Origin of the sequence: Planococcus faecalis, assembly GCF_002009235.1 — a bacterium.
Taxonomy (GTDB): Bacteria; Bacillota; Bacilli; order Bacillales_A; family Planococcaceae; genus Planococcus; species Planococcus kocurii.
Map to the genome: position 1 here is coordinate 2,950,812 of NZ_CP019401.1, position 25,206 is coordinate 2,976,017.

The 25,206-nt window shown below is 40.4% G+C and carries 27 protein-coding genes; 5 read left to right on the forward strand and 22 right to left on the reverse strand.

Annotated features, from left to right (window positions below):
• Positions 1-64 precede the first annotated feature (64 nt).
• The 16 genes from AJGP001_RS14635 to AJGP001_RS14710 form a co-directional block, all read right to left on the reverse strand.
• The gene (locus AJGP001_RS14635) at positions 65-667 is read right to left on the reverse strand and encodes an alpha/beta hydrolase (protein WP_071153118.1); all 603 of its coding nucleotides are present in this window, start codon (positions 665-667) and stop codon (positions 65-67) included.
• Between the two features lie 138 nt (positions 668-805).
• Positions 806-1,684 (reverse strand): Hsp33 family molecular chaperone HslO, encoded by an 879-nt coding sequence (hslO, locus tag AJGP001_RS14640; protein WP_071153117.1) that lies wholly within the window; start codon positions 1,682-1,684, stop codon positions 806-808.
• Between the two features lie 14 nt (positions 1,685-1,698).
• On the reverse strand, positions 1,699-1,938 hold the full coding sequence (locus AJGP001_RS14645) for a DUF896 domain-containing protein (RefSeq protein ID WP_058384324.1): 240 nt from the start codon (positions 1,936-1,938) through the stop codon (positions 1,699-1,701).
• A 20-nt stretch (positions 1,939-1,958) separates the two neighbouring features.
• The gene (locus AJGP001_RS14650) at positions 1,959-2,441 is read right to left on the reverse strand and encodes an RrF2 family transcriptional regulator (RefSeq protein WP_071153116.1); all 483 of its coding nucleotides are present in this window, start codon (positions 2,439-2,441) and stop codon (positions 1,959-1,961) included.
• A gap of 159 nt (positions 2,442-2,600) precedes the next feature.
• Positions 2,601-3,134: a chromate transporter gene (locus AJGP001_RS14655; protein WP_078080699.1), complete on the reverse strand. Its 534-nt coding sequence runs from the start codon at positions 3,132-3,134 to the stop codon at positions 2,601-2,603.
• Complete coding sequence (locus tag AJGP001_RS14660; RefSeq protein ID WP_071153160.1) at positions 3,131-3,712, reverse strand: chromate transporter; 582 nt, start codon at positions 3,710-3,712, stop codon at positions 3,131-3,133. Before AJGP001_RS14660 ends, AJGP001_RS14655 begins: the two co-directional genes overlap by 4 nt.
• An 11-nt stretch (positions 3,713-3,723) precedes the next feature.
• On the reverse strand, positions 3,724-5,328 hold the full coding sequence (locus AJGP001_RS14665; protein WP_078080700.1) for a gamma-glutamyltransferase family protein: 1,605 nt from the start codon (positions 5,326-5,328) through the stop codon (positions 3,724-3,726).
• Between the two features lie 62 nt (positions 5,329-5,390).
• The gene (locus tag AJGP001_RS14670; RefSeq protein WP_078080848.1) at positions 5,391-6,389 is read right to left on the reverse strand and encodes an ABC transporter ATP-binding protein; all 999 of its coding nucleotides are present in this window, start codon (positions 6,387-6,389) and stop codon (positions 5,391-5,393) included.
• Positions 6,352-7,368: an ABC transporter ATP-binding protein gene (locus AJGP001_RS14675; protein ID WP_078080701.1), complete on the reverse strand. Its 1,017-nt coding sequence runs from the start codon at positions 7,366-7,368 to the stop codon at positions 6,352-6,354. The genes AJGP001_RS14670 and AJGP001_RS14675 overlap by 38 nt, the downstream gene beginning before the upstream one ends.
• A 7-nt stretch (positions 7,369-7,375) precedes the next feature.
• Positions 7,376-8,929 (reverse strand): ABC transporter substrate-binding protein, encoded by a 1,554-nt coding sequence (locus AJGP001_RS14680; protein WP_078080702.1) that lies wholly within the window; start codon positions 8,927-8,929, stop codon positions 7,376-7,378.
• A gap of 23 nt (positions 8,930-8,952) precedes the next feature.
• Positions 8,953-9,840: an ABC transporter permease gene (locus tag AJGP001_RS14685; protein WP_071153114.1), complete on the reverse strand. Its 888-nt coding sequence runs from the start codon at positions 9,838-9,840 to the stop codon at positions 8,953-8,955.
• 16 nt (positions 9,841-9,856) lie between these two features.
• Positions 9,857-10,798 carry a nickel ABC transporter permease gene (nikB, locus tag AJGP001_RS14690; RefSeq protein ID WP_058384317.1) on the reverse strand — a complete coding sequence of 314 codons (942 nt, stop codon included), beginning with the start codon at positions 10,796-10,798 and terminating at the stop codon, positions 9,857-9,859.
• Positions 10,799-11,242: 444 nt separating this feature from the next.
• A complete protein-coding gene (locus AJGP001_RS14695; protein WP_058384316.1) occupies positions 11,243-11,692 on the reverse strand; it encodes an Lrp/AsnC family transcriptional regulator in 450 nt (149 codons plus the stop codon).
• A 50-nt stretch (positions 11,693-11,742) separates the two neighbouring features.
• Entirely contained in the window at positions 11,743-12,189 is a 447-nt protein-coding gene (locus tag AJGP001_RS14700) for a GNAT family N-acetyltransferase (protein ID WP_058384315.1), read from the reverse strand.
• Between the two features lie 54 nt (positions 12,190-12,243).
• On the reverse strand, positions 12,244-13,098 hold the full coding sequence (locus AJGP001_RS14705) for a patatin-like phospholipase family protein (RefSeq protein WP_177167560.1): 855 nt from the start codon (positions 13,096-13,098) through the stop codon (positions 12,244-12,246).
• 39 nt (positions 13,099-13,137) lie between these two features.
• Positions 13,138-13,815: an SOS response-associated peptidase gene (locus AJGP001_RS14710; RefSeq protein ID WP_071153112.1), complete on the reverse strand. Its 678-nt coding sequence runs from the start codon at positions 13,813-13,815 to the stop codon at positions 13,138-13,140.
• Positions 13,816-14,129: 314 nt separating this feature from the next.
• Between AJGP001_RS14710 and AJGP001_RS14715 the strand changes: the two genes are divergently transcribed.
• Both AJGP001_RS14715 and AJGP001_RS14720 read left to right on the forward strand, forming a co-directional pair.
• Positions 14,130-14,561, forward strand: coding sequence for a hypothetical protein (locus AJGP001_RS14715; protein WP_058384313.1), 432 nt, complete (start codon positions 14,130-14,132; stop codon positions 14,559-14,561).
• A gap of 274 nt (positions 14,562-14,835) precedes the next feature.
• Complete coding sequence (locus tag AJGP001_RS14720) at positions 14,836-16,035, forward strand: MFS transporter (RefSeq protein WP_071153111.1); 1,200 nt, start codon at positions 14,836-14,838, stop codon at positions 16,033-16,035.
• Between the two features lie 23 nt (positions 16,036-16,058).
• On the opposite strand, the gene AJGP001_RS14725 is transcribed toward AJGP001_RS14720, so the two are convergent.
• Both AJGP001_RS14725 and AJGP001_RS14730 read right to left on the reverse strand, forming a co-directional pair.
• The gene (locus tag AJGP001_RS14725) at positions 16,059-17,705 is read right to left on the reverse strand and encodes an SLC13 family permease (protein WP_071153110.1); all 1,647 of its coding nucleotides are present in this window, start codon (positions 17,703-17,705) and stop codon (positions 16,059-16,061) included.
• A gap of 210 nt (positions 17,706-17,915) precedes the next feature.
• Complete coding sequence (locus AJGP001_RS14730) at positions 17,916-18,392, reverse strand: metal-dependent hydrolase (RefSeq protein WP_078080703.1); 477 nt, start codon at positions 18,390-18,392, stop codon at positions 17,916-17,918.
• Positions 18,393-18,627: 235 nt separating this feature from the next.
• Between AJGP001_RS14730 and AJGP001_RS14735 the strand changes: the two genes are divergently transcribed.
• From AJGP001_RS14735 to AJGP001_RS14745, 3 genes are all read left to right on the forward strand, one after another.
• Positions 18,628-19,257, forward strand: a complete 630-nt coding sequence (locus AJGP001_RS14735; RefSeq protein WP_058384309.1) for an HD domain-containing protein — start codon at positions 18,628-18,630, stop codon at positions 19,255-19,257.
• A 106-nt stretch (positions 19,258-19,363) separates the two neighbouring features.
• Entirely contained in the window at positions 19,364-20,647 is a 1,284-nt protein-coding gene (locus tag AJGP001_RS14740; RefSeq protein WP_078080849.1) for a hemolysin family protein, read from the forward strand.
• Between the two features lie 381 nt (positions 20,648-21,028).
• Positions 21,029-21,916: a YihY/virulence factor BrkB family protein gene (locus AJGP001_RS14745; RefSeq protein ID WP_071153109.1), complete on the forward strand. Its 888-nt coding sequence runs from the start codon at positions 21,029-21,031 to the stop codon at positions 21,914-21,916.
• 59 nt (positions 21,917-21,975) lie between these two features.
• Here the strand turns inward: AJGP001_RS14745 and AJGP001_RS14750 are convergent, their stop codons facing one another.
• The 4 genes from AJGP001_RS14750 to rbsB all read right to left on the reverse strand — a co-directional run bounded on the left by AJGP001_RS14750 (position 21,976) and on the right by rbsB (position 25,193).
• Positions 21,976-22,929, reverse strand: coding sequence for a dipeptidase (locus AJGP001_RS14750; RefSeq protein ID WP_078080704.1), 954 nt, complete (start codon positions 22,927-22,929; stop codon positions 21,976-21,978).
• A complete protein-coding gene (locus AJGP001_RS14755; RefSeq protein ID WP_078080705.1) occupies positions 22,930-23,652 on the reverse strand; it encodes a gamma-glutamyl-gamma-aminobutyrate hydrolase family protein in 723 nt (240 codons plus the stop codon).
• Between the two features lie 180 nt (positions 23,653-23,832).
• Complete coding sequence (locus tag AJGP001_RS14760; RefSeq protein ID WP_071153108.1) at positions 23,833-24,102, reverse strand: hypothetical protein; 270 nt, start codon at positions 24,100-24,102, stop codon at positions 23,833-23,835.
• A 167-nt stretch (positions 24,103-24,269) separates the two neighbouring features.
• Positions 24,270-25,193 carry a ribose ABC transporter substrate-binding protein RbsB gene (gene rbsB / locus AJGP001_RS14765; protein ID WP_071153107.1) on the reverse strand — a complete coding sequence of 308 codons (924 nt, stop codon included), beginning with the start codon at positions 25,191-25,193 and terminating at the stop codon, positions 24,270-24,272.
• Positions 25,194-25,206 lie beyond the last annotated feature (13 nt).

The window sequence follows — 25,206 nt, forward strand, 5'->3', positions numbered from 1 at the left end:
AGAAGCTTTATGAATGGTATCAAAACCAACAAAACCTTCCTCAATTTCTCGAGGAAGGTTCCTTTTATAACTTATCATACCAGTTTTTTGCAGCTTCTACTTCTGGCATTGTCAATTGATGACCGAAATTTTCCCAATGCAATTCTACTTCTGCACCGGCATCGCTTAATAATTTTTCAAGGTCTATTGATTCTTCTGCTGGGCAAATCGGATCGTTTGTACCCGCTGCGATAAATACAGGAGTATTCGCCAAATCAGGTAAATCTGTATGACGATTTGGAACCATTGGGTGATGAAGAATAGCTCCCTTTAATGCGCCAGTATACGTGAACAGTAAATTAGCTGCAATATTGGCTCCGTTCGAATAGCCAATTGCAACAACTTGTGTGCGGTCAAAGCCATGTTCATCCGCTGCTTGACCAATAAAGTTATACAGCTCTTCCGTACGGATTTTTAAATCTTCCATATCGAATATACCTTCTGATAGGCGTTTAAAAAACCGTGGCATGCCGTTCTCAGAGACGTTTCCACGAACGCTCAACACAGATGCTTCCGGATCGATATGAGCCGCAATAGCTAATAAATCCGTTTCATTCCCACCCGTTCCATGGAGCATAAGTAAAGTTGGTTTTGATAGATTCGTGCCTTGTTTAAAAATATTTTTCATCTTCTAATAACCTCCAATTGCTTCTACTTTTTATTGCATCAATATATATCTCGAATTCAAGATAATAATAACATACCTTTTTTATCATTCCAATAAAAAAGGTCCATCGCAACAACGTGCGTGGACCTCTCGTTCTACTTATGCTTCTGTTTTCAACATATCTTCCAAATTCTCTTTCGAGAACAGATAGTTTTCATTACAAAAATGGCATTGTGCTTCTGCTTTGCCGTCTGTCACAATCATGCCTTCAATTTCGGCAACACCAAGTCCTTGAATCGCGTTAGAAATACGATCTCTTGAACATTGACACTGAAACTTCACAGGCATTTCGTCTAGTACTTTGACGTTTCCGTTCCCCAGCACTTCATCTAAAATATCTTCCGGTGATAGACCTTGGCGCACCATATTTGAGATTGTCGGAATTACTTTTAGACGCGCTTCAATGTCTTCAATAATGCTTTCTTCTGTACCAGGTAGTAATTGAATGATAAACCCACCTGAAGCCTGAATCGTGTTGTCAGGATTCACAATTACACCAACTCCTACAGAAGACGGAATTTGTTCTGAGGTTGTAATGTAATGCGTAAAATCCTCACCTAACTCACCTGACACGATCGGAACTTGTCCAACAAACGGTTGAAGCAATCCAATATCTTTGGAAACTGCTAACGTTCCTTCTGTACCGACTGCTCTTTTGACATCAAGTTTTCCTTGTTCGTTCAAATCAAAATGAGTTAACGGATTGCTCACATAGCCTCGAACTTCGCCTTTTGCATTGGCATCCACTAAAATAGTGCCAATTGGGCCTCCACCGTTAATACGGATCGTCAACTTTTCTTCGCCTTTCATCATGGCGCCTAACATTACGCTTGCCGTCATGGATCTTCCAAGTGCTGCAGATGCAGTCGGCCATGTATAATGGCGACGCTGGGCCTCCGCTACAGTTTCTGTCGTCCGGGCAGCATACGCTCGCACTTGTCCATCATAGGCCAATGCTCTCACTAAATAATCGTTCATCTTGTTCTTCCTCTCTAGTTTAAACTTTCTATGATTAGATTATTTTCTTTTTTTGTTCGTACTTTTTCAGGAGTAACGTCTTCACCAAGTGGATCAATAACCGTCATACTAGTGACAGTTGATTCTACTTGCCCACGAATTGAACGCAAATAGTCTTCACGCAATACTTGTTGTTCTACTTTTTCTGCATTGGTCAGTCCTTCTTCTCGCGCTTTTTTTGCTAACTGGTTAATACGTGGTAAACTATCAATCATCATTATTCCTCTTTTCGCTTTTAACCGACTAATTTTTGAGACAGCCAATCGGTCAGTTTTTTCGTTTTTTCTTGAAACTGTTGTTCTTTCATCTTTTCGGAAAGAGAAGCAATTGTTTCTTGTTCCATCCGGTCGCGCCACGCATTTTCTGCTTGGATCATTAAATCTGTCAGCAAGCAGCACCGCTCAGGCTCTTCAAGTTCCAGCAAATCTCCTAACACCCCACTTGGTGAATAAAGCGATTGTTGTCCTTCAATGGCTACATATATATTAAATACGCTAATGTCTTCAGGATTTTTGTTTAATTTAAAGCCGCCTTTAACTCCTGGTACAGAAGTGATTAAGCCCGCACTGACCAATTTCCTCAAAAGCTTTTGAAAATAAGTTGGCGAAGTTCCCAGTTGTTGACTAATTGCTTCTCCTGGTAGCACCGCTTTATCAGGCAACATATTTAATAGAAGAACGGCATATACAGATTGTTCTACACCTGGTTTCATGTGCACCCAAATCACCCTCTTTCGATTGTAGATAATAATTATCCTTGTTATCTACAATATACGTTCTTGAATTAAAAGTAAATTATACTGCCTGTCTTTTTCACAAAAAAAAAGCCACCCCTAATCGGATGACTTCGTGTACTTATTTTTTTCGAAAACACAAAACTAAAGGATTCCAGACACCGCACCATAACCGAGTGCCATTATTATAACGAAGGCTGGATGAACTTTTCTCATTTCTAACAACCAGTAGCTAACGACTACTAGAATAACAGTCTGTACAGTTCCTGATGTATCAATAGATGTCATAAAAAACTGCAATGTCATGGCACCCAATAAGACAGCAATTACAGGGCGAACTAATTTGGTGATGTTTTGGACTTTTGGTGAATCTTTGTACTTTAAAAGAGTGACCATCAACAGCACCATTAAAATAAGTGACGGCGCCACTGAAGCAACTAAAGCAACAATAGAGCCAAGGATGCCGCCTTCCATATAACCAATATATCCTGCCATTTTCGTTGCGATGGGACCTGGCAAAGCATTTCCCAAAGCGAGAACTTCTCCAAACTCTTGGGTGGTCATCCAGCCGTAGTGGTCTACTACTTCTTTTTCCACAAGCGGAATTGAGGCCGGCCCCCCGCCATAGCCTAAAATACCGGGGATAAAAAACGCTAAAAAGATAGACCAGTAAATCATTTCGGTCCGACTCCCTTCTTAAATGAAGTGAAGGAAACAATCAAAATACCTACGATGATAATAGCCGGATGGATTCCCATTAGTTCTAGTAAAATAATGGCAATCGCTGTGAATAGAATGGCGCGTCCTAACCCTAAAGCTTTTCCTGACTTCTGAAAGAAATCCCACGTCATTACCGCCAACATAACGCCTACAACTGGAACCACTGCGGCTGACATGCTATTGACCCATTCAAGATCTTTGTATTTTTGTAAAATGCCCAACAAAATAATCATTAAGATAACTGTCGGAATGACTGACGCAGCCAGTGCGACAAGACAACCCATTACCCCATTAACACGATAACCGATATAGCCTGCCATTTTCGTCGCAATAGGTCCTGGCATCGTATTTCCCAACGCTAAAGTATCTCCGAACTCGTCTTCTGTCATCCAGTTGTAATTGACAACAGCTTCACGATGAAAAAGAGGAATAGCAGCAGGTCCACCACCAAATCCGAGAAGACCTACGCGGAAAAATGCGAAAAAAAGGTCCTTATTGATTTTCAAGTGGGAACGCTGGACTTGCTGCTTCTCCACTTTCTTGACGCCTACCAAACAGCCACCGCCCCATCTGTACGCGATTCAGTGCCCCCGGATAATACGCCGGTCTCAAGGTTGCGCCAAATGATTTGTCCTCTTCCAAAACTGCCACTGTCTGTTGCTACTTGGATATGATGACCTTTTCGTGTTAAGTCTTGTGCCAAATAGTTAGGGAAGTCCGGCTCAACAAGAACGGTCTTGCCTTCAATCCATTGCCACCTTGGTGCATCGAGTGCTGCTTGTGGGTTCATTAAATAATCAATGGTGTTCGTAATCACTTGGAAATGTCCTTGAGGTTGCATATAGCCACCCATCACGCCGAAAGGACCAACTGCTTTTTTGTTTTTCGTAAGAAATCCTGGAATGATTGTATGGAATGTTCGTTTTCCTCCAGCCAATACATTCGGATGTTCTGCATCTAATGAGAAATCCGCTCCACGGTTTTGTAACCCTATGCCTGTTTCTGGAATAACAATTCCCGAACCAAAACCCATGTAGTTGCTTTGGATATAAGAAACCATATTGCCTTCTTCATCTGCAGTAGATAAATAAACTGTACCGCCTTTAGGCAATTCGTATGGTACAGGATCCGCAGCAGTTTCGTTAATCGTTTTAGCCCGAGCTGCCGCATATTCTTGAGACAATAGATGCTCCGTGCTGACTGGCATATTTTCTGGCTCTGTGATAAACGCTTTACCATCTGTAAACGCCAGCTTCATCGCTTCGATTTGTTCATGAAAAGTTTCAGCAGACTGCCATTTCGGTGGTGCTAATTCTTTGAATATGTTTAAGGCCATAAGAGCAACCATGCCTTGTCCATTTGGTGGGATTTCCCACACTTCGTAACCACGGTATTCAGTTGAAATGGGCTCTACCCACTCGGGTTCAAACGCTACCAAGTCTTCTTTAGATAAGAACCCATCATGTTTTTTCATGAAAGCATCTATTTTTTCTGCAATTGCTCCTTCATAAAAAGAACGTGAATCGGTTTGACCAATTTCTACTAATGTTTTGGCATGACCAGGAGATGACCACATTTCTCCAATTTCAGGTGCTCTGCCGTTTGGTGCAAACGTATCAAACCATCCTTGGTATTCTTCGCTTGTAAACGAATCTTTGTATTTAGCGTAGGCTGCTTGCCAATATTTACCCAGAATCGGTGTTAATGGATAACCTTCTTCTGCGTAACGGATTGCTGGTTTTAAAGCTTCTGCTAGAGACAACTTACCAAACTTCTTCGATAATTCAGCCCATGCAGCTGGAACTCCAGGAACTGTCACAGGCACTAAACCGTGCGTCGGCATTTTCTCATACCCTAAAGCTTTGACCGCTTCAGGAGAAATACTTTTTGGTGCGGGACCTGAACTGTTTAAGCCGTGCAACTTGTCTTTGACCCAGACAAGCGCAAAGGCATCCCCACCGATACCATTTGAGGTAGGTTCAACAACCGTTAAAGCCGCTGCTGTGGCAATTGCTGCATCGATGGCATTACCTCCATTTTGCATAATTTCAATGCCTGCTTGCGACGCCAATGGCTGCGACGTAACCACCATGCCTTTTTTTGAAAATACGGTATGTCTTTGTGCTGTAAATGGGTTGTGTAAATAGTCCATAAAAACTCCTCCTGTCAGTATAAAAGCCGGATGCGGAAACGCTTCCGCATTCGGCTTATTGATTATCCGGCAAAATGGCAAGCTGCAAAATGATCTTTTTCATGTTCAATAAAGGCTGGTTTTTCTACTTTACATCTTTCTTGTACGATAGGACAACGCGTATGGAATGGACAACCTGAAGGTGGATTTGATGGATTTGGCATATCTCCCACCAAACGTACTCGATCTTTTTTCGCATCTACTGTCGGCCTTGGAATTGCAGACAATAAAGCTTGAGTATAGGGATGAAGTGGATTTTTAAAAATGTTAGCCACATCACTCATCTCTACTGTATGACCCAAATACATGACCAATACGCGATCACAAAAATAACGAACTACTCCTAGATCATGTGAAATGAATAAATAAGAAAGATCATACTTTTCCTGCAAGGTTTTCAAAAGCTTTAACACCTGGGCCTGCACGGACACATCTAACGCTGAAACAGCTTCATCACAAATGATAAACTGGGGATTCAGGGCAATTGCCCTCGCGATTCCAATGCGTTGTCGTTGCCCTCCACTGAATTCGTGCGGATAACGATCATAATGCTCTGATTTCAGTCCCACTTCCTTCAATAAATCCTCCACTGCATCTCTTCTTTCTTGCAAAGGCATATTCGTATGCATCTTGAACACTTCATCCAATGCGTGACCGATTCGCTGACGAGGATTTAAGGATGCGTAAGGGTCTTGAAAAATCATCTGCATTTCCTTAACAAACTTCTTCTTCTCTTTTCGCTTTAAATCTTGAATCTCCTGCTTATTAAAGAAAATTTTCCCATCAGTAAGTTCTTCAAGTCCCAAAATTGTTCTGCCGAGAGTCGACTTGCCGCATCCTGACTCTCCTACGACTCCAAGACTTTCGCCTTTATAGAGTTTTAAGGAAACTGATTCCACCGCTTTGACATTTCCTATGACTCTTTTCAATATACCCCCTTTAATTGGAAAGTATTTTTTTACTCCATCTAATTCTAGTAAAATTTCAGACTTCGAGGGTGATTTTTCTTTGATTGTTGTCAACAAATTCCACCTCCTTGTCTAACAGCCAACAGCTTGCCTGATGACCTTTTCCTGCATTGAACTCTGGAGGTACGTCTGTTTTACATTTATCCATAGCAAACATACAGCGTGGATGAAAGCGGCAGCCCGTTATTTTTTCATTTAACCCTGGCATATTCCCGGGAATCGGTTCTAATTCAAATTCTGGATCATCTACATTTGGTACTGAATTCAATAAACCAATTGTATAGGGATGCTGTGGATTTTCAAAAATTTCACGTACTGGTCCTTCTTCTATCTTTTTCCCTGCATACATGACCATAACTCGATCGGCAACTTCTGCTACAACACCCATATCGTGGGTGATCATCAACACCCCCATATTTAATTTGTCTTTTAAATCTTTGATTAAATCTAAAATTTGTGCCTGAATCGTTACGTCTAAAGCCGTTGTCGGCTCATCAGCAATTAGGAAACTCGGATGACAAGCAAGTGCCATCGCAATCATGACACGCTGTCTCATCCCTCCACTTAATTCGTGAGGATATTGATTCAACCGTTTTTCAGCATTAGGAATTCCAACTTGCTTCAGCAATTCGATGCTTTGTTTACTGGCTTCGCTTTTCGATAATTTATGATGCAAAAGTAAAGGTTCACGTAATTGGTAGCCAATTGTTAGCACTGGATTCAATGCGGTCATCGGTTCTTGGAAAATCATTGACATCTTATTACCTCGAAGTTTACGCATCTGTTCATGTGAAAGTTTTTCGAGAGGCTCACCATCTAGTAGAATCTCTCCACTTTCAATAGTGCCGTTTGAAGGCAACAGTCGCATCACAGATAGCGAAGTAATACTTTTACCGCATCCTGATTCTCCGACTATACATAAGGTTTCTCCTTTATCTACATGGAAAGAGACATCTCTAACTGCTTGTAATGAACCTTCCGCTGTACGAAATGATGTCACTAAATTCTTCACTTCAAGTAATGTCTCTGCCATATTCACCCTACTCTCTTATTACTTTTTGTAAGAACCATTGGCCATTTGGATCGAGTTGAAGTCCTTGAATCGATTGATCCGTAGCAGCAGTCACTACGCCGTGATACATCACAATAGCTGCATCTTCATCAAGCATCAATTGATTTGCTTGTGCCAAGTAGTTTTTACGTTCTTCTTGATCAACTGTTGTACGAGAAGCTTCGACAAGTTTGTCAAATTCCGGATTGCTGTACTGTGCACGGTTCGAAGCACCCACGTTATCAGAATGGAAGTTCGGGTAGAACATTTCGGAACCATCACTTGTCACATTGGACCAACTTAGGAATGTTAAATCATATTCCCCTGCTCTTGCTGTATCAAGAAAAGTAGCCCATTCCATTGTTTCAATTTCTACATTGAATCCTGCCTCTGTCAATTGAGATTGTACAATTTCAGCCATTAAAATAAAGTTGTCGCGATTGGCTGCAAGTAATTTAATCGGTTCATCACCAAATCCATTTTCCTTCACCAGTTTTTTAGCTGCTTCTGGATCGTAGGCTGTTCCACCGTTGTCTGCTGATTCTTCATAACCAAATACTTGAGGCCCAAGAATGCTATCACTTCTAACACCGAGACCATTCAATTTTTCAACGAAAGCATCACGGTCTACTGCACTTGCTACCGCTTTACGGAAATCCGGGTTTTTATTGCGTTCTTTCGAATGATTAAATGTTAAGTAATAAACAGGCGTTCCTTCCTTTTTCGTAACTTCCACATTGTCTAAAGATTCAACACGTGACAATTGCTCTGATGGCAAAGCATCGATAAAGTTTACTTCACCAGTTTGCAGCATAGAAATAGCTGTTGAAATTTCAGGTACAACTTTATATGTCACTCTATCTAGGTCAGGAGCTCCATCCCAATAATCTTCGTTCTTTTCCAACACGATTTGATCTCCTTGGCTCCAACTTCCAAATTTGAAAGGACCTGTGCCTACTGGGTTTTGCATCAAATCCTGTGCTTCATCAGCAGTAGGAGAAATAATCGCTGCATTTGAGTGGGACAAGGCAGCTAACAAAGGTCCGTATGGATATTTCGTCTTAATTTCTACAGTTGTCTCGTCAACTGCTGTAACCGTATCAATTGGCTCCAGTAGAGAAGCCCGTGGTGCTGCAGTAGCTGGATCGACTAATTTTTCAAATGTATACTTTACTGCTTCCGCATTAAATGGTGTGCCGTCTTGAAATTTAATGCCCTCTTTTAACTTAATGACCCACGTTAATTCATCGGTATTTTCATAGGACTCAGCCAATTTCGGCTCAAGTTCCATTGTTTCAGGATTGCGTTCAAACAAGTTTTCATAAACCTGAGACATGACACTTGAAGATACCGAATCATTTGTCAACGTTGGTGAAAGCCCGACTGCATCTGTAGTAGAAGCATAAATCACTTCTTGTTCTACAGCTTCTGAAGAAGTTGAACCTTCACCACCTTCTGCATCTTCTGGAATTGTACTTTCTGAACAAGCACTCAAAATTAGTAACCCGATTAATGTTAATAAAAGTAGCCAGTTTTTCTTCATTGAATAAATTCCTCCTATATGTTTTATTGTTGTAAATCCATGTTTGGATCAAGCGCATCGCGAAGACCATCGCCCAATACGTTAAAAGCAAAGACGGTCAACATGATAGCAATTCCAGGTACAATAGTTAAATGAGGTGATGACCACATAAAATCTTGTCCTTGCGAAATCATTGCTCCCCACTCAGGTGTTGGCGGCTGAGCACCGAGTCCTAAATAACTAAGAGCAGCTGTCGATAAAATCGCTGTAGCCATTCGCATAGTAGCAAAAACGATAATTGGTGCTGAAGCATTCGGCAAAATATGACGAGTCATAATGCGAAGATCCGATGCTCCCATTGAACGCATAGCCATAATGTATTCTTTTTCTTTTATTGATAGTACTGAACCTCTGACAATACGAGCACAAGTAGGTATCGACCAGATACTAATCGCAATTGCTACATTTACTAGGCTTGTACCAAGAATTGCAATAATTAGCATAGCCAACAAAATTCCGGGAAACGAAAACAGTAAATCTACAAAGCGCATGATGACAGCATCCATTTTCCGGTAATAACCTGCCAACATTCCTAAAATAATTCCACCGACAAGTCCCAAAGTGACAGCCACGCTTCCTACTACTAAAGAAATACGAGCTCCATAGACAATTCGACTCCATACATCACGCCCGTAATTATCTGTTCCGAGCCAGTGTCCTTCACTGAAAACAGGCATTTCACTGGTTGCTAGATTTTGTTTGATAGGATCGTGAATTGTAATAAATGGCGCGAAAATCGCTATTAAAATTTGTAAGATGACAATGATTAATCCTACGACAGCTAATTTATTCTTAAGCAATCGTCTGATCGTTGTTACATAATACTTTTCTCTTTTTTTAGGCTTCAATTTCACTGCTTGAACTGTGGTCATGGTTCCTCGCTCCCTTCTACTCGTACTTGATACGTGGATCGATATACGTATACACGATATCCACGATTAAATTTACTACTACAAACAAAGTTGCTACGAGTAAAACAGAACCTTGCACCATTGGAAAATCGCGGGCTGCAATGGCATCAATCATTAAACGTCCAACACCATTAATAGCAAACACTTTTTCAGTAATGATTGTTCCACCCAGAAGGAGACCAAAATTCAAGCCAATAACAGTGATGATTGGAATCATGGCATTTTTTAACGTATGAATCCATATCACATTTCTTTCTTTAACCCCTTTTGCTCGTGCCGTGCGAACATAGTCAGCACGAATTACCTCGAGCATAGAAGATCTAGTCATTCGTGCAATCATAGCCGCAGAACCCGTTCCGAGAGTGATTGCAGGCAAAATTAATTCTTTAATACCATCGATTGTATAGAAGGGATTGGACATTCCCCCAACTGGCAACCACTGAAGATTTACAGCAAATACTAAAATCAATAGAGCACCTAACCAGAAATTCGGAATCGAAATCCCAGCTAGTGCGAAGGTTGTGGCGGAGATATCCAACCAAGAATTTTGTTTTAATGCAGAAATTAGGCCGGTCAAGACTCCGATGATTACCGCTACAATCATGCTGGCAATTGCTAATTTCAAGGTGTTGGGAAATCTAATCATTATTGCATCCGCTACTGGTTGGGTAGTTTGATAAGAATACCCAAAATCTCCTTGAACTGCGTTCCCCACATATCTTACATATTGAGTAAGAAAAGGATCATTCAATCCGAGGTTATCTCGAATTGCTGTAATATCTGATTCTGTAGCTGTTGGTCCCCCAATAACAGCAGCCGGATCTCCCGGAGCAATGTACATTGAAGAAAATACAAGAAATGAAATACCGAGCAACAGGAACAGCAATTGCAAAGTTCTGCGTATTATTAAAGCAATCAATCTTACCCCCCCAATCATTTGTTAAGCATTTAGTATAAATTGATTCCCAAAAGAAATAATTTGATAATTTTGATTATAGTGCAAGACTGTTCAAAAAGCTACATCTAAATTACGAAAATATGTTTTTTTAATATTTATGCTTTCTTAAAGTTCAATATAATCCGTTTTTACCTAACTTAAAGTAAAAAATAACTTTATAGGTTGAACTAATCATGTCCATTTTTCGGTATTCCACAAAACAGCTGTGATTTCGGGTCCACAGGCTGGGCGAAGTAAGAAGACTGGTGAACTTTGCCTGGCTTCTTGCGAGAGACATGCCCAAAGCGGCCGAAGCGATGTAGAAAAGTCGATTTCTTTCATTCAACTTACATACTATTTGCACATTCACTAGATGTTATGAAATTTGAAATTATAAAAGCCTGCAGCTTTTTAAGCTGCAGGCTTTTATAATTTCATTCCTGTACGACTTTTAAATCGTCGGAGGAGAATATGACTTTCGACTCTCGTGATTCCTTCGAGCGCATATAGTTCTTCGTTAATGAATTTTTCAAGGCCAGCAAAATCGTCAACGAGCACATGCATATGAAGAGTGGATGGTCCTGTCATCTGATAGCAACTCGCGACACTTGGATTGTCTGCTAAAGCTTGAGCGACTTCCACCAAAGAAGCAGGTTCGCAATCTACTTCAAAAAATCCAGAAACTTTTTTGCCGACTTTTTCACTATTGATTACCACTGTAAAACTTTCGATAACTCCCGCTTCCGTTAACTGGTGAACCCTTTCACGAATCGCAACACGGGATAAATTTAATTCTTTACCGATATCTACGTATGACATCCGGCCATTGCCGGTCAGTAACGCCAATATCTTTCGATCAATGTCATCTAATCTCATAAATACACCTCAAGCTTTTATTTTAGAATTTGATTATCGTATTTTTGCATTTAATTGCTCAAGCTAAATTGTGTGCAATAAATACCGGGTGCTACTTCAATTAGCCGTTTTTCTTGAAAACCAAACGCTTGATAAAGAGCAATTGCCGGTTTGTTTGCAGTACCGGTACTAACGATGAATTCATATCCCCGGTAGTTTCTCAATACATATTCGATTAATTGTTTAGCAACACCCTTTCGGAAATAACAAGGGGCAACAACTAGCCGGTGGATATCGATCAGTCCTTCTTCGACCTGATAAGAAATGACTCCTTGTAATTGCTCTTCGTTGAATCCGATAAATATTTCTGTACTGTGTTGGATTTCCAAAATTGGTTCATGGAGCTGTGGAATTCCGTAAAAGCCCATCATTTCAGCTTCTATACGGTAAGCCTGCTGTTGGATTTGCTGAATATTTTTAGCAATTTGTTCATCTTGATGATTTAGTTTGCAAATCATAAATCAATCACCTCAACTAATTTTACCACGATGTGTTTTCCAAAATTGCAAAAGTTATTTTTGAAGAAAAGAAAGTACTTCATTGAATTTGTCTGTCGCATCTTGATAGCCTTGATTGTATAAAATTTCGAGCTTTTTAGGATCTCGTTCGATGCCTTTGATCTTATACAAGTTAAAGGGTCTGATGACTAAAGCCAAACCTTCACTTTCCAACTTCTCAATAAATTCCATCGTTTCGTTATAATACAGGTGCCGATTTTCCATTGTCTTTGCAATAGCAGGGTACTTGCGGACAAACGATGGTAGAACTCTCGCAAATCGACTCTTTTTTTTTCGATAGCCCTTTTCTCTAGTTAAGATAATGATTGGTTTGGTCACCCCATCTGATAGTGCTTTACGAATTGGAAGTGGGTCCGCAATACTGCCGTCCATCAATAGTTTACCGTCAAACTTTACTGGCTGCGACATTAAAGGCAAAGAACTAGAAGCTCTGACGATTGTCAACACATCTTCCGGTCGACGTTGCTTTTCAAAATATACCGCTTTTCCTGTCTGACAATCTGTGGTACCTACTACAAATTCTTCTGTTGAAGTGTAAAACCCGTCGTAATCGAAAGGCACCAAACTGTTTGGAATTTTATCAAAAATCAGATCCATGCCAAAAAGCTCACGTTTAGTCAGCAAATTCTTAATTGAAATATATTCAGGGTGGTTCACATAGCCGATGGTCACTTCCCGGTTACGACCGGTTTGTCTAGAGACATAAGAAGATGCATGGCAAGCACCTGCCGAAACCCCAATTACGTAATCCACAAAAATTTCTTCTTCTAGTAGCTTCTCAAGCACTCCCCCAGTATAAACGCCGCGCATTCCGCCACCTTCTAATACCAAGCCACTCTTCATTGTTATTCCCCCTTTGACTAGTTGGATCAGTAAAGGTTCCGTGATTCAGCCAACTTTTTCAATCAATTCGGGTTTATTGTTCTTCGGAGAATTGACCTCTTCAGAGACACGGTACGCCTCCATATCTTCAGCTCGGTAAGGTTTCAACAAGGTCTTCAATATCTCAATATCTTCCACACGTGGGTCTAACCAAGTTTTTTCGTCTTCTTTTGATAAAATAACAGGCATTCGATCATGAATAGATTCCATTAAAACATTTGAACTTGTCGTTATGATCGAGCAGCTATTGATGATTTTGTTATCAGGTCCTGTCCACGATTCCCAAATAGCTGCAAAAGCAAAAGGTTCTCCAGTTTTTAATTTGATTCGCATCGGAATTTTTTCTGCGCTCGCGCGCTGCCATTCATAAAAGGAATCTGCCACTACCAAACAGCGTCTTTTTTTAAAAGCATTGCGAAAACTAGGTTTTTCCGCTACCGTTTCTGCCCGGGCATTGATCATCTTATAACCAATTTTCGCGTCTTTTGCCCATGAAGGAATCAGCCCCCAGCGGAGTTCACCAAGGCGATTTTTGTCTCCATCATTGATGATTGATAGGACTTGTTGCGAAGGTGCTACATTATAGCTTTTTGAATAGCTATGTTGATCAATTTTTGACGTTTCAATAGTAAAACGCTCAATTAATACTGCGTAATCAGTGAACAGCGAGTATCTTCCACACATCTTAATCGCTCCTTCCTCTGTTTATCATTTACTATAAATATAACAGAAAATTCAATCTTTTATCCTTTTTGTCTTTTACGAGGATAAAATTCAGACAACTTATGACACGTTAAGATTGTAACACTATTCACTTTTCTAGTTTTTTCGTCCTGCTGTGGCTTGACTTTTAGTACCGCTCTTTATCCCTTTAAATCGATAGCCCTGAGCCTTTGCACTCTCTTAGACTCAAAATCAACGGAAAATTCGTTAAGGTCCCTTAAATGGCTAAATAGTGTTATAATAGAAGAACAACGAGTTATATTAGGAGGAATCACATGGCTACTGCACGCGAAATGAGTCTCGTCAACAAGGATTTTCTGGTTGAAGAATTAGGGCTGAAACAACAAGGAAACTCAACTATCTTTATGAATGAAGATTGTTTTGTACTGTCCCCATCTGTTCAGCGATATGAAAAGGGATTTGACGTCAGTGAATTCAATTTGGCGAAGTTCGATCCGGAACGTCAACAAGGCTTTTTGCTCGTACGGTACATGGATACCTTTTTAATGGCGAAACTTGAAAGCTTCACTAAAAAGATGATGCTTCCTGAACTTCAAATTAAAAAGAAAAATACCAAACCCCATTGGAAATTCACAGTTGCTGAAAATCCGGCCTATCATATCGTTAATACCCAGAACAAAGAATTGCGCTACCGTTTGCAAGAACCTACAAAAAAACAAGTTCTTTCTTTCTTCAATAAATTATAAAATTTTCCCGCTGCCTTTGTGCATGCGGGTTTTTTGTTCCATTATGATGAGAAAGTTTACTTTTGTAATTGTTTATTTTGTTGAAATTTAACGTAAAGTCTCTATTTCTCCTCGCTCTCGTTGTGAAATATCAACTTTCACATCTATCTAACCGAAAAAGTAAAATCTTTCGATAAACTTATGTAGAATAGAAAATAATGAAGCCTCTTCACTCTTAAGTCATTTCTTTGATTTACTTAAGACAAAAAAAGTGAGTATCGATTGGACGTGACCTATGGATTCGCAACGCTATACTGTTAAAGACCGTCAGTTTTGGAAAATCATCCTCAGTCTTCTGTTTGCTTCTTTATTTATTTTTGCGAACATGTACGCTGTACAGCCCTTGCTTCCGGTTTTTGTAGAAGAATTTCAAGTTCCGATCTCTACGGCTAGCTTGTCTTTGTCACTAACCATTATCGGCTTAATACTTGGACTCATTATTCTCGGATTTTTTTCTGATCGTAACGGCAGAAAATCGTATATCATTTATTCTTTACTCGGTTCAGCCATTCCTTTTTTCGTCATTCCTTTGACCGATTCATTTTCTATCCTGCTAATTCTTCGTTTTATCCAAGGCTTTGCGCTGGCAGGTGTTCCTGCTGTAGCACTTGCTTATATCAGCGAGGAAATCGATAGAAAAAATATTGCCTATGCCACTGCTCTTTATATTTCTAGTAACGCGCTCGGCGGGATGTTGGGACGTTTTTTAACAGGCTTCCTAACTGACCATTTCTCGTGGCAAATTTCCTTTTATGCTTTTGCCGTGACGGGACTTTTCATATTCGTTGTTGTCCTTTATTTACTGCCGCCATCACGAAATTTTAAAGCTAGCCAAGTAAGCTTTGCAAAAGATATAGAAGGCTTCTTGTTTCACTTAAAAAATCCTGCACTACTCATCGTCTTTGGTCTTGGTACAATTTTGCAAATTTCCTTTACGGGTATTTGGACGTACTTACCTTTTTATTTAGAGGCGCCTCCCTTTACAATGTCGCTACAGGCCATATCCTATTTGTTTTTTGCGTATGGGATTGGTGTTATCGGTTCACCAATAGCTGGTCGAGTTGCTGAAAAGTTTGGCTTGCGCAATGTTCGTTTAGCAGGCGTGTTTATTTTATCAGCTGGAATTTTTATGACACTTAGTCCATACCTTTGGATGATTGTTGTCGGCCTTTGCGTAACTTGCCTTGGATTTTTTACCTCTCACTCTTTAACTGCTGCTTCTGTAAGTCAACAAGCAACTCACCATAAAGGCAGTGCTTCTAGTTTGTATTTAGTAGCTTACTACACGGGTGTCGCAGCCGGAAGTTCTCTATTAAGTCCTTTATGGACCTCTGGTGGTTGGACAGGTCTTGTTCTTTTTACCGCCATTTTGCCACTTCTTTACATAGCAGCTGTTACATTTTACAGAAAAAAAGCAGGCTCTACCGGAAGGTAAGCCTGCTTTTGCTATGAATAACGCTACTTTAAAAATTCATCTGGAATCGTTAGTAAGTCAATGCCCCAAACCAGCGGCAAGAAATAGAACACGGCGAGTCCAACAAAGAAAATCCCAAAGGTATTAAGTGCAAGTCCAGCTTTAGCCATATCTGAAATCTTCAAATAGCCGGAGCCAAAAACGACTGCGTTCGGTGGTGTTGCAACTGGCAACATAAATGCACAAGATGCTGCAACGGCCGCAGTGACCATCAATGCATACGGATGAATGCTAAGAGCTACTGAAAGTGATGCCATAATTGGGAACATCATCGAAGCCGTCGCCGTGTTTGAAGTGATCTCAGTCAGGAATAACACAAGAGCCGCTACGACCAACACAATGACTAAAACATTCACACCTTGCAGTCCAATCAATTGATTTCCAATCCATTCAGAAAGACCTGAATTGGTAAATCCGGCAGCGATAGCTAACCCTCCACCAAATAACAACAAAATGCCCCAAGGCAACTTGACTGCTGTCGCCCAGTCTAACAAATTATCACCTTTTCTATTCTTGGATGGAATAATGAACAAAATCATTGCGGCGATTAAACCGACCATTGCATCTGTCATTTCCAGGTTGGGTGCAAAAGCATCGAGAACAAATGAACGACTAATCCAAGCAAGCGCTACTGCTACGAAAACCACAAAGACCGCTTTTTCTTCATAAGAAGCTACGCCTAAGTCTTTTTTCTGCTGGCGGATTACTTCGCTTCCTCCTGGTAAATGCTTCAACTTTTGCGGATAAGCCACTTTCACTAGATAAACCCAAGCAACTAAAATAAAAATCCACGCCAGTGGTACACCAAATAGCATCCACTGAGCAAAAGTAATCTCAATCCCGTAAATTTCATTGATTGCCCCTGCTAAAAGTGTATTTGGTGGCGTTCCGATTAATGTCGCAATCCCGCCAAGTGAAGCAGAATAAGCAATTCCAAGCATCAGTGCTTTACCAAAACCAAAATTTTCTTTTGAGGCATCAATTGAAGCGTCATCTTTCAGCGCTTCTGATACTTGATAGATAATGGCCAAACCAATGGGTACCATCATCATGGCCGTCGCTGTATTGGAAATCCACATGGATAAGAACCCAGTAGCCACCATAAAGCCAAGAATGATGCGTTCTGTGTTTGTACCAATGACTGAAATAATCGTTAAGGCAATTCGCTTATGCAAATCCCATTTTTCCATTGTCAGAGCAATCATAAAGCCACCCATGAAAAGAAAAATTGTATCATTGCCATATGCCGAAGTTGTAGCGCTTACATCAAGCCCGTTGGTCATTGGAAAAAGAACAATGGGCAGAAGCGATGTTGCGGGAATCGGAATAGCTTCCGTAATCCACCAAGTCGCAATCCAAATAGTACTGGCCAGTATCGCTCTCGCTTCAGGCGGTAGTCCTTCAGGATTAAAAAAAAGCAAAGTTAAAAGAAATAGCAGCGGACCGAGAAACAAGCCAATTAACTGAGGTGTATTATAGCTGCGTTTTTTCTTACGTTCATCGTAAGATCCGGCATCTTCTGCCCGGTCACGATCATCAGGAATACCTGCTCCTGGGTTGGTAAAAAGACGAAATGTATCTTTGGCCTGATCATGCTTTTCCCACATCCAATTCCATGTTGCAGCAATCATACGATCCCTCCATTTTTTTAGATTTTTTGAATATTTATTCCTGTAATTGTATAGTTTTCTATCAATAGAAACAAGGTTGAAAACTAAGATAACTCTATTTCCCGCTAAAAAATTCCAAAAAAGGGACGACGATTTAAAATCGTCGCCCTTCAACTCCTATATTGCTATCAGTTTTTGCTTTTATATCCCTAAGGCCTAAAAGTGAAACACTTAGAGCGCAAGAAGAACACCGTATCCAAAGTACACGGTCAGAAGAGACAGAAGAGCGAAAACCAAAGATTCAGAAGCGCCTCCTGTAGTAGCGGTTATTGGAAAATGAACCGTCCACTTGAATGGAAAAAAGAATTTAACGCCTCTTTTCGTTGCCATATCCAATACAATATGACTGATCATTCCTACTAACAAACCTGCTGAAATAGCTTCAACCGGCATGAATTTGCTTAGTAACCATGCGATTAATGCCAGAAACAATAAACTATGCGTAAATGTACGGTGACCAAAAAGACCATTGATTATTTTTGAAAGAACAGGCAGGCTTCGTCCGATTTTGCTCCCGCCATGACAAATGTCTGGAATCACTGCCCCAAGCACACCTGCTCCTACTAAAAGAACTGGTTCATAGTTCGTAATTTGTGCAAAAGCAAGACTTGCTGCTATGCCACCGATAATATGTGTTTTACCCGTCATGCTTTTTTTCTCCTTTGTCGTGCTTTTTCAGTATCATTTTTATTATACTAAAAATCGTGTATGCTGAAGATAGGAAAATTACCTATGTATTGGAATTCATCTCTGTCAGATGAAAGAACGCGACTTTTCTACATCGTTTTGGGCATGGCTCTGGCAAGCAGGCTGGTTTGCGGAATATCGACAAGTAGCAATCATTAGTTCAACCTATATGGTTGTTTTTAGAGGAGGCGTTTTTATGGGAATTCATCGTTTTTTTACTTCATTGAATGATTTGGAACGAATTATTCGGGCACCTGGAATGTTTAAGTTTGAAGAACATAATGTTGCAGCACATTCCTGGAAAGTCAGTCAGTATGCTATGTTTTTTGCAACAATCGAAGAACGTTCCGGTCAAGAAATTGATTGGAAATCATTGTATGAGAAAACAATCAATCACGATTTCGCAGAGGTGTTTATTGGTGATATTAAAACACCTGTCAAATACGCATCTCCCGAATTAAAAGAAATGATTGCGAAAGTGGAGGAAGGCATGATGGAGAAATTTATCCTTCGTGAGATTCCAGAAGAATTCCGCGATGTCTTTTTCGACCGTATGAAAGAAGGAAAAGACGCAACGATTGAAGGACGTTTGCTGGAGATGGCAGATAAACTCGATCAATTTTACGAAGCTTTTGCAGAGTTAAAACGCGGGAATACCGACAAGGAGTTTGTTGTCATGTATCGAATTGCTTTGACTAAACTGCTCGGTCTGCCGCTACCTACGAGTGTTGGCTATTTTAAAAATGTTATGCTAGATGATGTAATTAATGAGGATACAGCCATTGATGTGAAAGAACTCACGCGTCAGATCATTGCTGAGCATTAAGCTTTACTCTATATTTAACGGTAAAATTATGGTAAATTTAACTTCAACAACTACTTTCGGAGGTGAATCCCTTATTTAAGGGAATTTATTGGACCCCATACTTATATTGAATCTAGCTTTACTCGTCTTGCTAATCGCGTTAACGGCTGTTTTTGTCGGCTCGGAATTTGCCGTCGTTAAAGTCCGGATGTCGCGCATCGACCAATTGATTGATGAAGGAAACAAAAAAGCCGTACTGGTCAAAAAAATAACCAGTGATCTTGATTATTATTTGTCAGCTTGTCAGCTTGGTATCACTGTTACCGCTCTTGGATTAGGCTGGTTAGGGAAACCTACTGTTGAACGGCTCTTGCTTCCTTTGTTCGAAATGCTCGATGTTCCTTCTTCCGCTTCTACTGTCATTTCATTTTTTATCGCTTTCTCGCTTGTGACATTTTTGCACGTTGTCATCGGGGAAATGGCTCCAAAATCGCTAGCGCTTCAATTTGCTGAACGCATGACGCTATTATTATCACCTTTTCTCTATTGGTTTGGTAAAATCATGTATCCGTTTATTTTCATTCTGAATGGCTCTGCTCGCATTCTGTTACGGATTTTTGGTGTGGAACCTGCCAAAGAAGATCAAGCTCATTCAGAAGAAGAGTTGAAAATTATCATGGCTCAAAGCTTCCAAAGTGGGGAAATCAATCAAACTGAATTGTCTTATATGCAAAATATTTTTGCTTTTGATGAACGCAGTGCAAAAGATGTGATGATTCCTCGCACTCAGATGATTGCCTTTTCAGATGACTTATCAGCTGAGGAACTTCTAGCTGAAATCCGTGACCATCGTTTTACACGTTATCCTATCGCAAAAGACGGAGACAAAGACGATTTAATTGGATTTATCAATGCGAAAGAAGTGTTGACGCATTACGCTGTTAACGGGCATTTTGAAATGTTGGAACTTATTCACGATCTCCCTTATTTCCATGAAACAACACCGCTTCAAAATGCCTTAGTAAGAATGCAAAAAGATCGCACGCATATCGCTCTTGTCATTGATGAATATGGTGGAACTTCTGGTTTGATTACAATGGAAGATATACTAGAGGAAATTGTCGGAGAAATCCGAGATGAGTTTGATGAAGAAGAAGATGAGGAAATTATTAAGGAAAGCGAGACACGCTATCTTCTAAACGGTCGCGTCCTGTTAAAAGATTTGGAAGAACGTTTCGATTTTGAGTTTGAAGACAGCGAAGATATTGATACGATTGCGGGATGGATACAACATCAGCTAATTGAAGCTGAGACTGGTGATCGCTTTGTAAAAAAAGGTTGTCAATGGTCTATTGTTGAAATGGAGAATCACCATATCTTAAAAGTCGCCTGTGATCTATTGCCGAAATAAGCTTTAAAGAGCTGTCCCAAAAGTCATTTTCATGACTTTTGGGACAGCTCTTTTTTGCATTTGTGAGAAAAGGCTGATGTCCATTCCGACGATTTCTACTCCAGGACCTCGATGAAATTTCGGGATTGTGGCATTGATCCTCAATCTCCTGAAAGTAGCCGGCATCTGCCAACTGCTTTCAGGGCACTCACTCCAAAAAAAGACGAAGAAAAAAATTCTTTTTCTTCGTCTTTTTTTGGAACTTATGGGACAGTTCCTTTTTTTCGGACTAAAATGATTTGTCGTGGCTTTCTAATTATTCTTTTATTACTATTTAAGGGTTAATGTATTCTTTAATAGGGCATATACAAAGTAACTAATTTTTTAAATGGAGGGCGTCATATGAGTAAAGCTATGGGATTTGTTAAAGAGCTCGGCAATGAATTCAAAAAAGATAACGCGACAACACTAGCTGCAGCACAAGCTTATTATTATTTACTAGCCATTGTTCCTTTGTTGATTTTGCTGCTGGCAATTTTGCCTTATCTGCAAATTGATCCACAACGTGCCGTAGATTTCATCGGTACCATACTACCAGGAGAAGTGGCTTCTACATTCCAAGATACAATTGTGAGTGTGGTCACTACGCCATCAGGTGGCTTGTTGACATTTGGTATACTGGGTACGCTTTGGTCTGCATCGAATGCGCTGTCTGCTTTTATTAATGCTACCAACCAAGCTTATGGCATTGAAGAAACGCGTTCGTTTATCAAATTGAAAGCAACAGCTATTGTGTTAACACTGGGCATGCTAATTGCGGTCATCGTTGCACTTATTTTACCTATCTTCGGTGGTACGATTATCGATATGATTAAATCGTTCTTTAGTCTTCCTGAACAAACTGAAATCATTTTTCAAGTTTTACGTTGGGTCATTTCAATCGCAGTCATGAGTATCGTTTTGGCATTCATGTACAAATTTGCTCCCGATAAAAACTTTCCATTTAAAGAAGTTATTATCGGAGCTGTCATCGCAACTGTTTTATGGCAAGTCGTGTCATTTGGCTTCTCCATCTATGTGTCAAACTTCGGCAGTTATTCCGCGACTTATGGCAGCCTTGGAGGACTCATTGTCTTGATGCTATGGTTCTTCTTGACCGGTCTAATTTTAGTCATTGGCGCTGAAATAAACGCAATTTTGCATAGACGTCGACTAGCTGCTTCACCTGAAGCCGTCGCACAAGGTGAGGCTTCTATCGAAAATACGGAATCCTCTATGAATAAATATTAAAAAAATCCCTTTCGCATTTATGTGAAAGGGATTTCTTATGTGACCATCGTTTTATAGATTTAAATTCCGGGACGGTGTTCAAGAAAATTCCGATACATAAAGCCTTCTACTTCTGTAGCTGTATAGTGTTTTTGTAGCGCGTCAATCAGGTTAGGAAATTCGGATGCATTATTAAGATCTGTAATGTACGAGGAAATTCCGTCAAAGTCTGATCCAATGCCCACTTGGCGAACTCCACCAAGCGAACAAAGATGATCAATATGACGAATCAAATCCGGTATTGTCGCTTGATCACTGTCTTTGTTAATAAACTGCGGACAAAATACGACATCGATCATTCCATTATTTTTGAACATCGCTCGAATTTGCTCGTCATTCAAATTGCGCGGATGATCGCAAAGAGCACGGGCGTTCGAGTGGCTGGCAATTGGATATTTTGCTAGTTCCATCACGTCCCAAAATCCATTTATGGATAAATGAGAAACATCAGTAAAAACATGCTGTTCATTATTAAGAAGAACTACTTCTTTTCCTAGCACTGTTAAACCTGCACCACGTGGATCGCCAACTCCATCAGCACATAGGTTGGCGTTGTTCCAAGTCAACCCTACTGACAGCACACCTAACCGGTAAAGATGGCGAAGTTTTGCCAAGTCGTTACCAAACGCATCCGCTCCCTCAAGCGTCAAAACCGCGCCAATTTCATCATCTTTTAGCCACTCGATGTCTTGCCAATTCTTGATGTGCTTCATCAGTGGATTTCCTCCAAGGATTTCACTATAAAAAAGATCGATTTGTTCGAGTGCATGCTGCCATTTTTCATCAGATGGAAAGTCTGGATGAACAAAAACAGCAAAAAACTGTACTTTTACACCTCCCGCTTTGAGCCGGTTGAAATTGGTATCCAGTAAATCTGAATGTTGGTAGTCTAACAACTCTCCGTTAAATAACGCATTTCGTTTTGCTACCTGCAGCTTTAGAAGCGCATCACAATGTGTATCAAAAATTTGCATCTATTCATCTCCTTCTTCTCGGCATGCTTCGATAAATCCGTTGAAAATTCCGAGTGATGCTGGGTCTGCAACTCTTGCCATATTTTCAGGATGCCATTGCACTCCTAAAACAAAGAGGTGCTGTGTGCTTTCAATCGCTTCTACAATGCCATCACTCGACACCCCACTAATGATCAGAGGCTTAGGTACCAGTCGATTCGCCTGATGATGGCGGCTATTCACTTTTAACCGCCGCATCCCTGTTAATCGGTGCAGGAGTGTGCTTTCTCCGACCTTAACAAAATGAGAGCCGTGAAACCGTGGTGCTCTTTGCTGGTGTTGCACCAAATCTGCTGTTACTTGTGTAGAGATGTCCTGATACATATCGCCACCCACAGCAATATTTATTACTTGAGCTCCTCGACATACGCCTAATATGGGTTTGTTTAACGCCATTACTTTTTTTGCTAACGCTAATTCAAATGCATCACGAGACGGAATGATGACACCCAGGTTTGGATGCGGCTCTTCACCAAATACGGTTGGGTCAATGTCGTAGCCTCCTGCCAAAAACAACCCATCAATATGTTCAGCAATTTCGTCAATATCCGCTTTTTCTGTTAAGTGACAAAGCATGAATGGCAGACCTCCCGCCGCTAAAATTGCTTCAGTGTCAGCAATTTCGATACCATATTCATCACGTCCTAGTTCAAGAGACGCGGTAAGACCAATAATTGGTTTCATTTATGTATACCCCCCTTAAAGAAACTGAATAGATTAAACATACAGACTTTCACTGTAGAATACTAGAAATTCGTTTATCCACATTTGTTTGAACAATCAGCAAAAAACCTGCATGAGCTTTGACTCTTGCAGATTCCCACTATTTATATGCACATTCTCTAGTCGTTTTTTGTTCCACAGTCATCCACCCATTTGCAATTTTGTTGTATAAATTAATCGCTCTCCAACAAACATGCGGCATTGTACTCTACACAAACTAGTACTAAGCGATACTTTAATATCCTCGTATTCACCGTCTTCACTTTTCACTTTTCCAACTAATCGAGAAGTGAAATACAAGCCGACCTGCTCATCCTGTAAAACACCATCGACAAACAGTTTTTCATTGGTCCATGTATTGATGACGCAAATTGTATGTTCCCTGTACTTCACTGTCCATACATGTTTCATCTACTGACCCCCCATACTGCTTTTAACACTAGTATAACAGAAGTCTGAATAGTCAGTCGCCAAATATATTGCAGTAACCCTTTACGGTAATTTCTACATACAAAAAGCTGTAGCTTTCTCAAATGATTTGAGAAAGCTACAGCTTAGTGACAACCAGTAATGGTTGGTTATTTAATCAATTCCAACTCAACTGGAATGGATGCTTCTACTTCTTTACCATCAAGTGATTGAACAGCCGCTTCAACAGCCATTTCACCAATCATTCCAGGTTTTTGTGCAACTGTTCCAGCAAGACGACCTTCTTCCACTGCTTTTACAGCATCTTCTGTAGCATCAAATCCAACTACGGCAATATCTTTTCCTGAAGCTTCTATTGCTTGAAGAGCACCTAAGGCCATTTCATCATTATGAGTAAACACTCCCGTAATGTCCGGGTTTGCTTGAAGAAGATTTTCCATGACGGATAAGCCTTCAGCACGGTTAAAGTTCGCGGTTTGCTTAGCCACAATATCCAACTTGTCTGCAGCGATGTTGTTAAAGCCTTCTCCGCGCTCACGTGCAGCTGAAGATCCTGGAACTCCTTCAAGTTCCGCAACTTTAGCGCCTTCGCCTACAATTGAAATAAGATGTTCTGCCGCCATTTCTCCACCCGCAATATTATCTGACGCAATGTGAGAGACGACTTCTCCTCCTGCAGCACTACGGTCAACCGTAACGACTGGAATGTTTGCAGCATTGGCTGATTCAACTGCAGCTGCAACCGCTTCAGAATCAACTGGATTGATCATGATTAAATCTACCTCTTGCTGGATTAAATCTTCTACGTCACTTGCTTGTTTTGAAGCATTGTCTTGTGCATCTACTACAGTTAATGTTGCACCTAATTCTTTCGCTTTTGCTTCTGCACCTTCATTCAATGTAACAAAGAATGGATTGTTCAACGTTGAAATAGAAAAACCGATTGTGTAATCACCGTTTGCTTCGCCGCTGTCATCGCTTTCTTCATCAGAACTTGTTCCCGGAGCATCCATTGAACAAGCCGCCAAAATCATCATTACCATTAACATGAACCCCAATTGTACTTTTTTCATTTTCCTACACCCC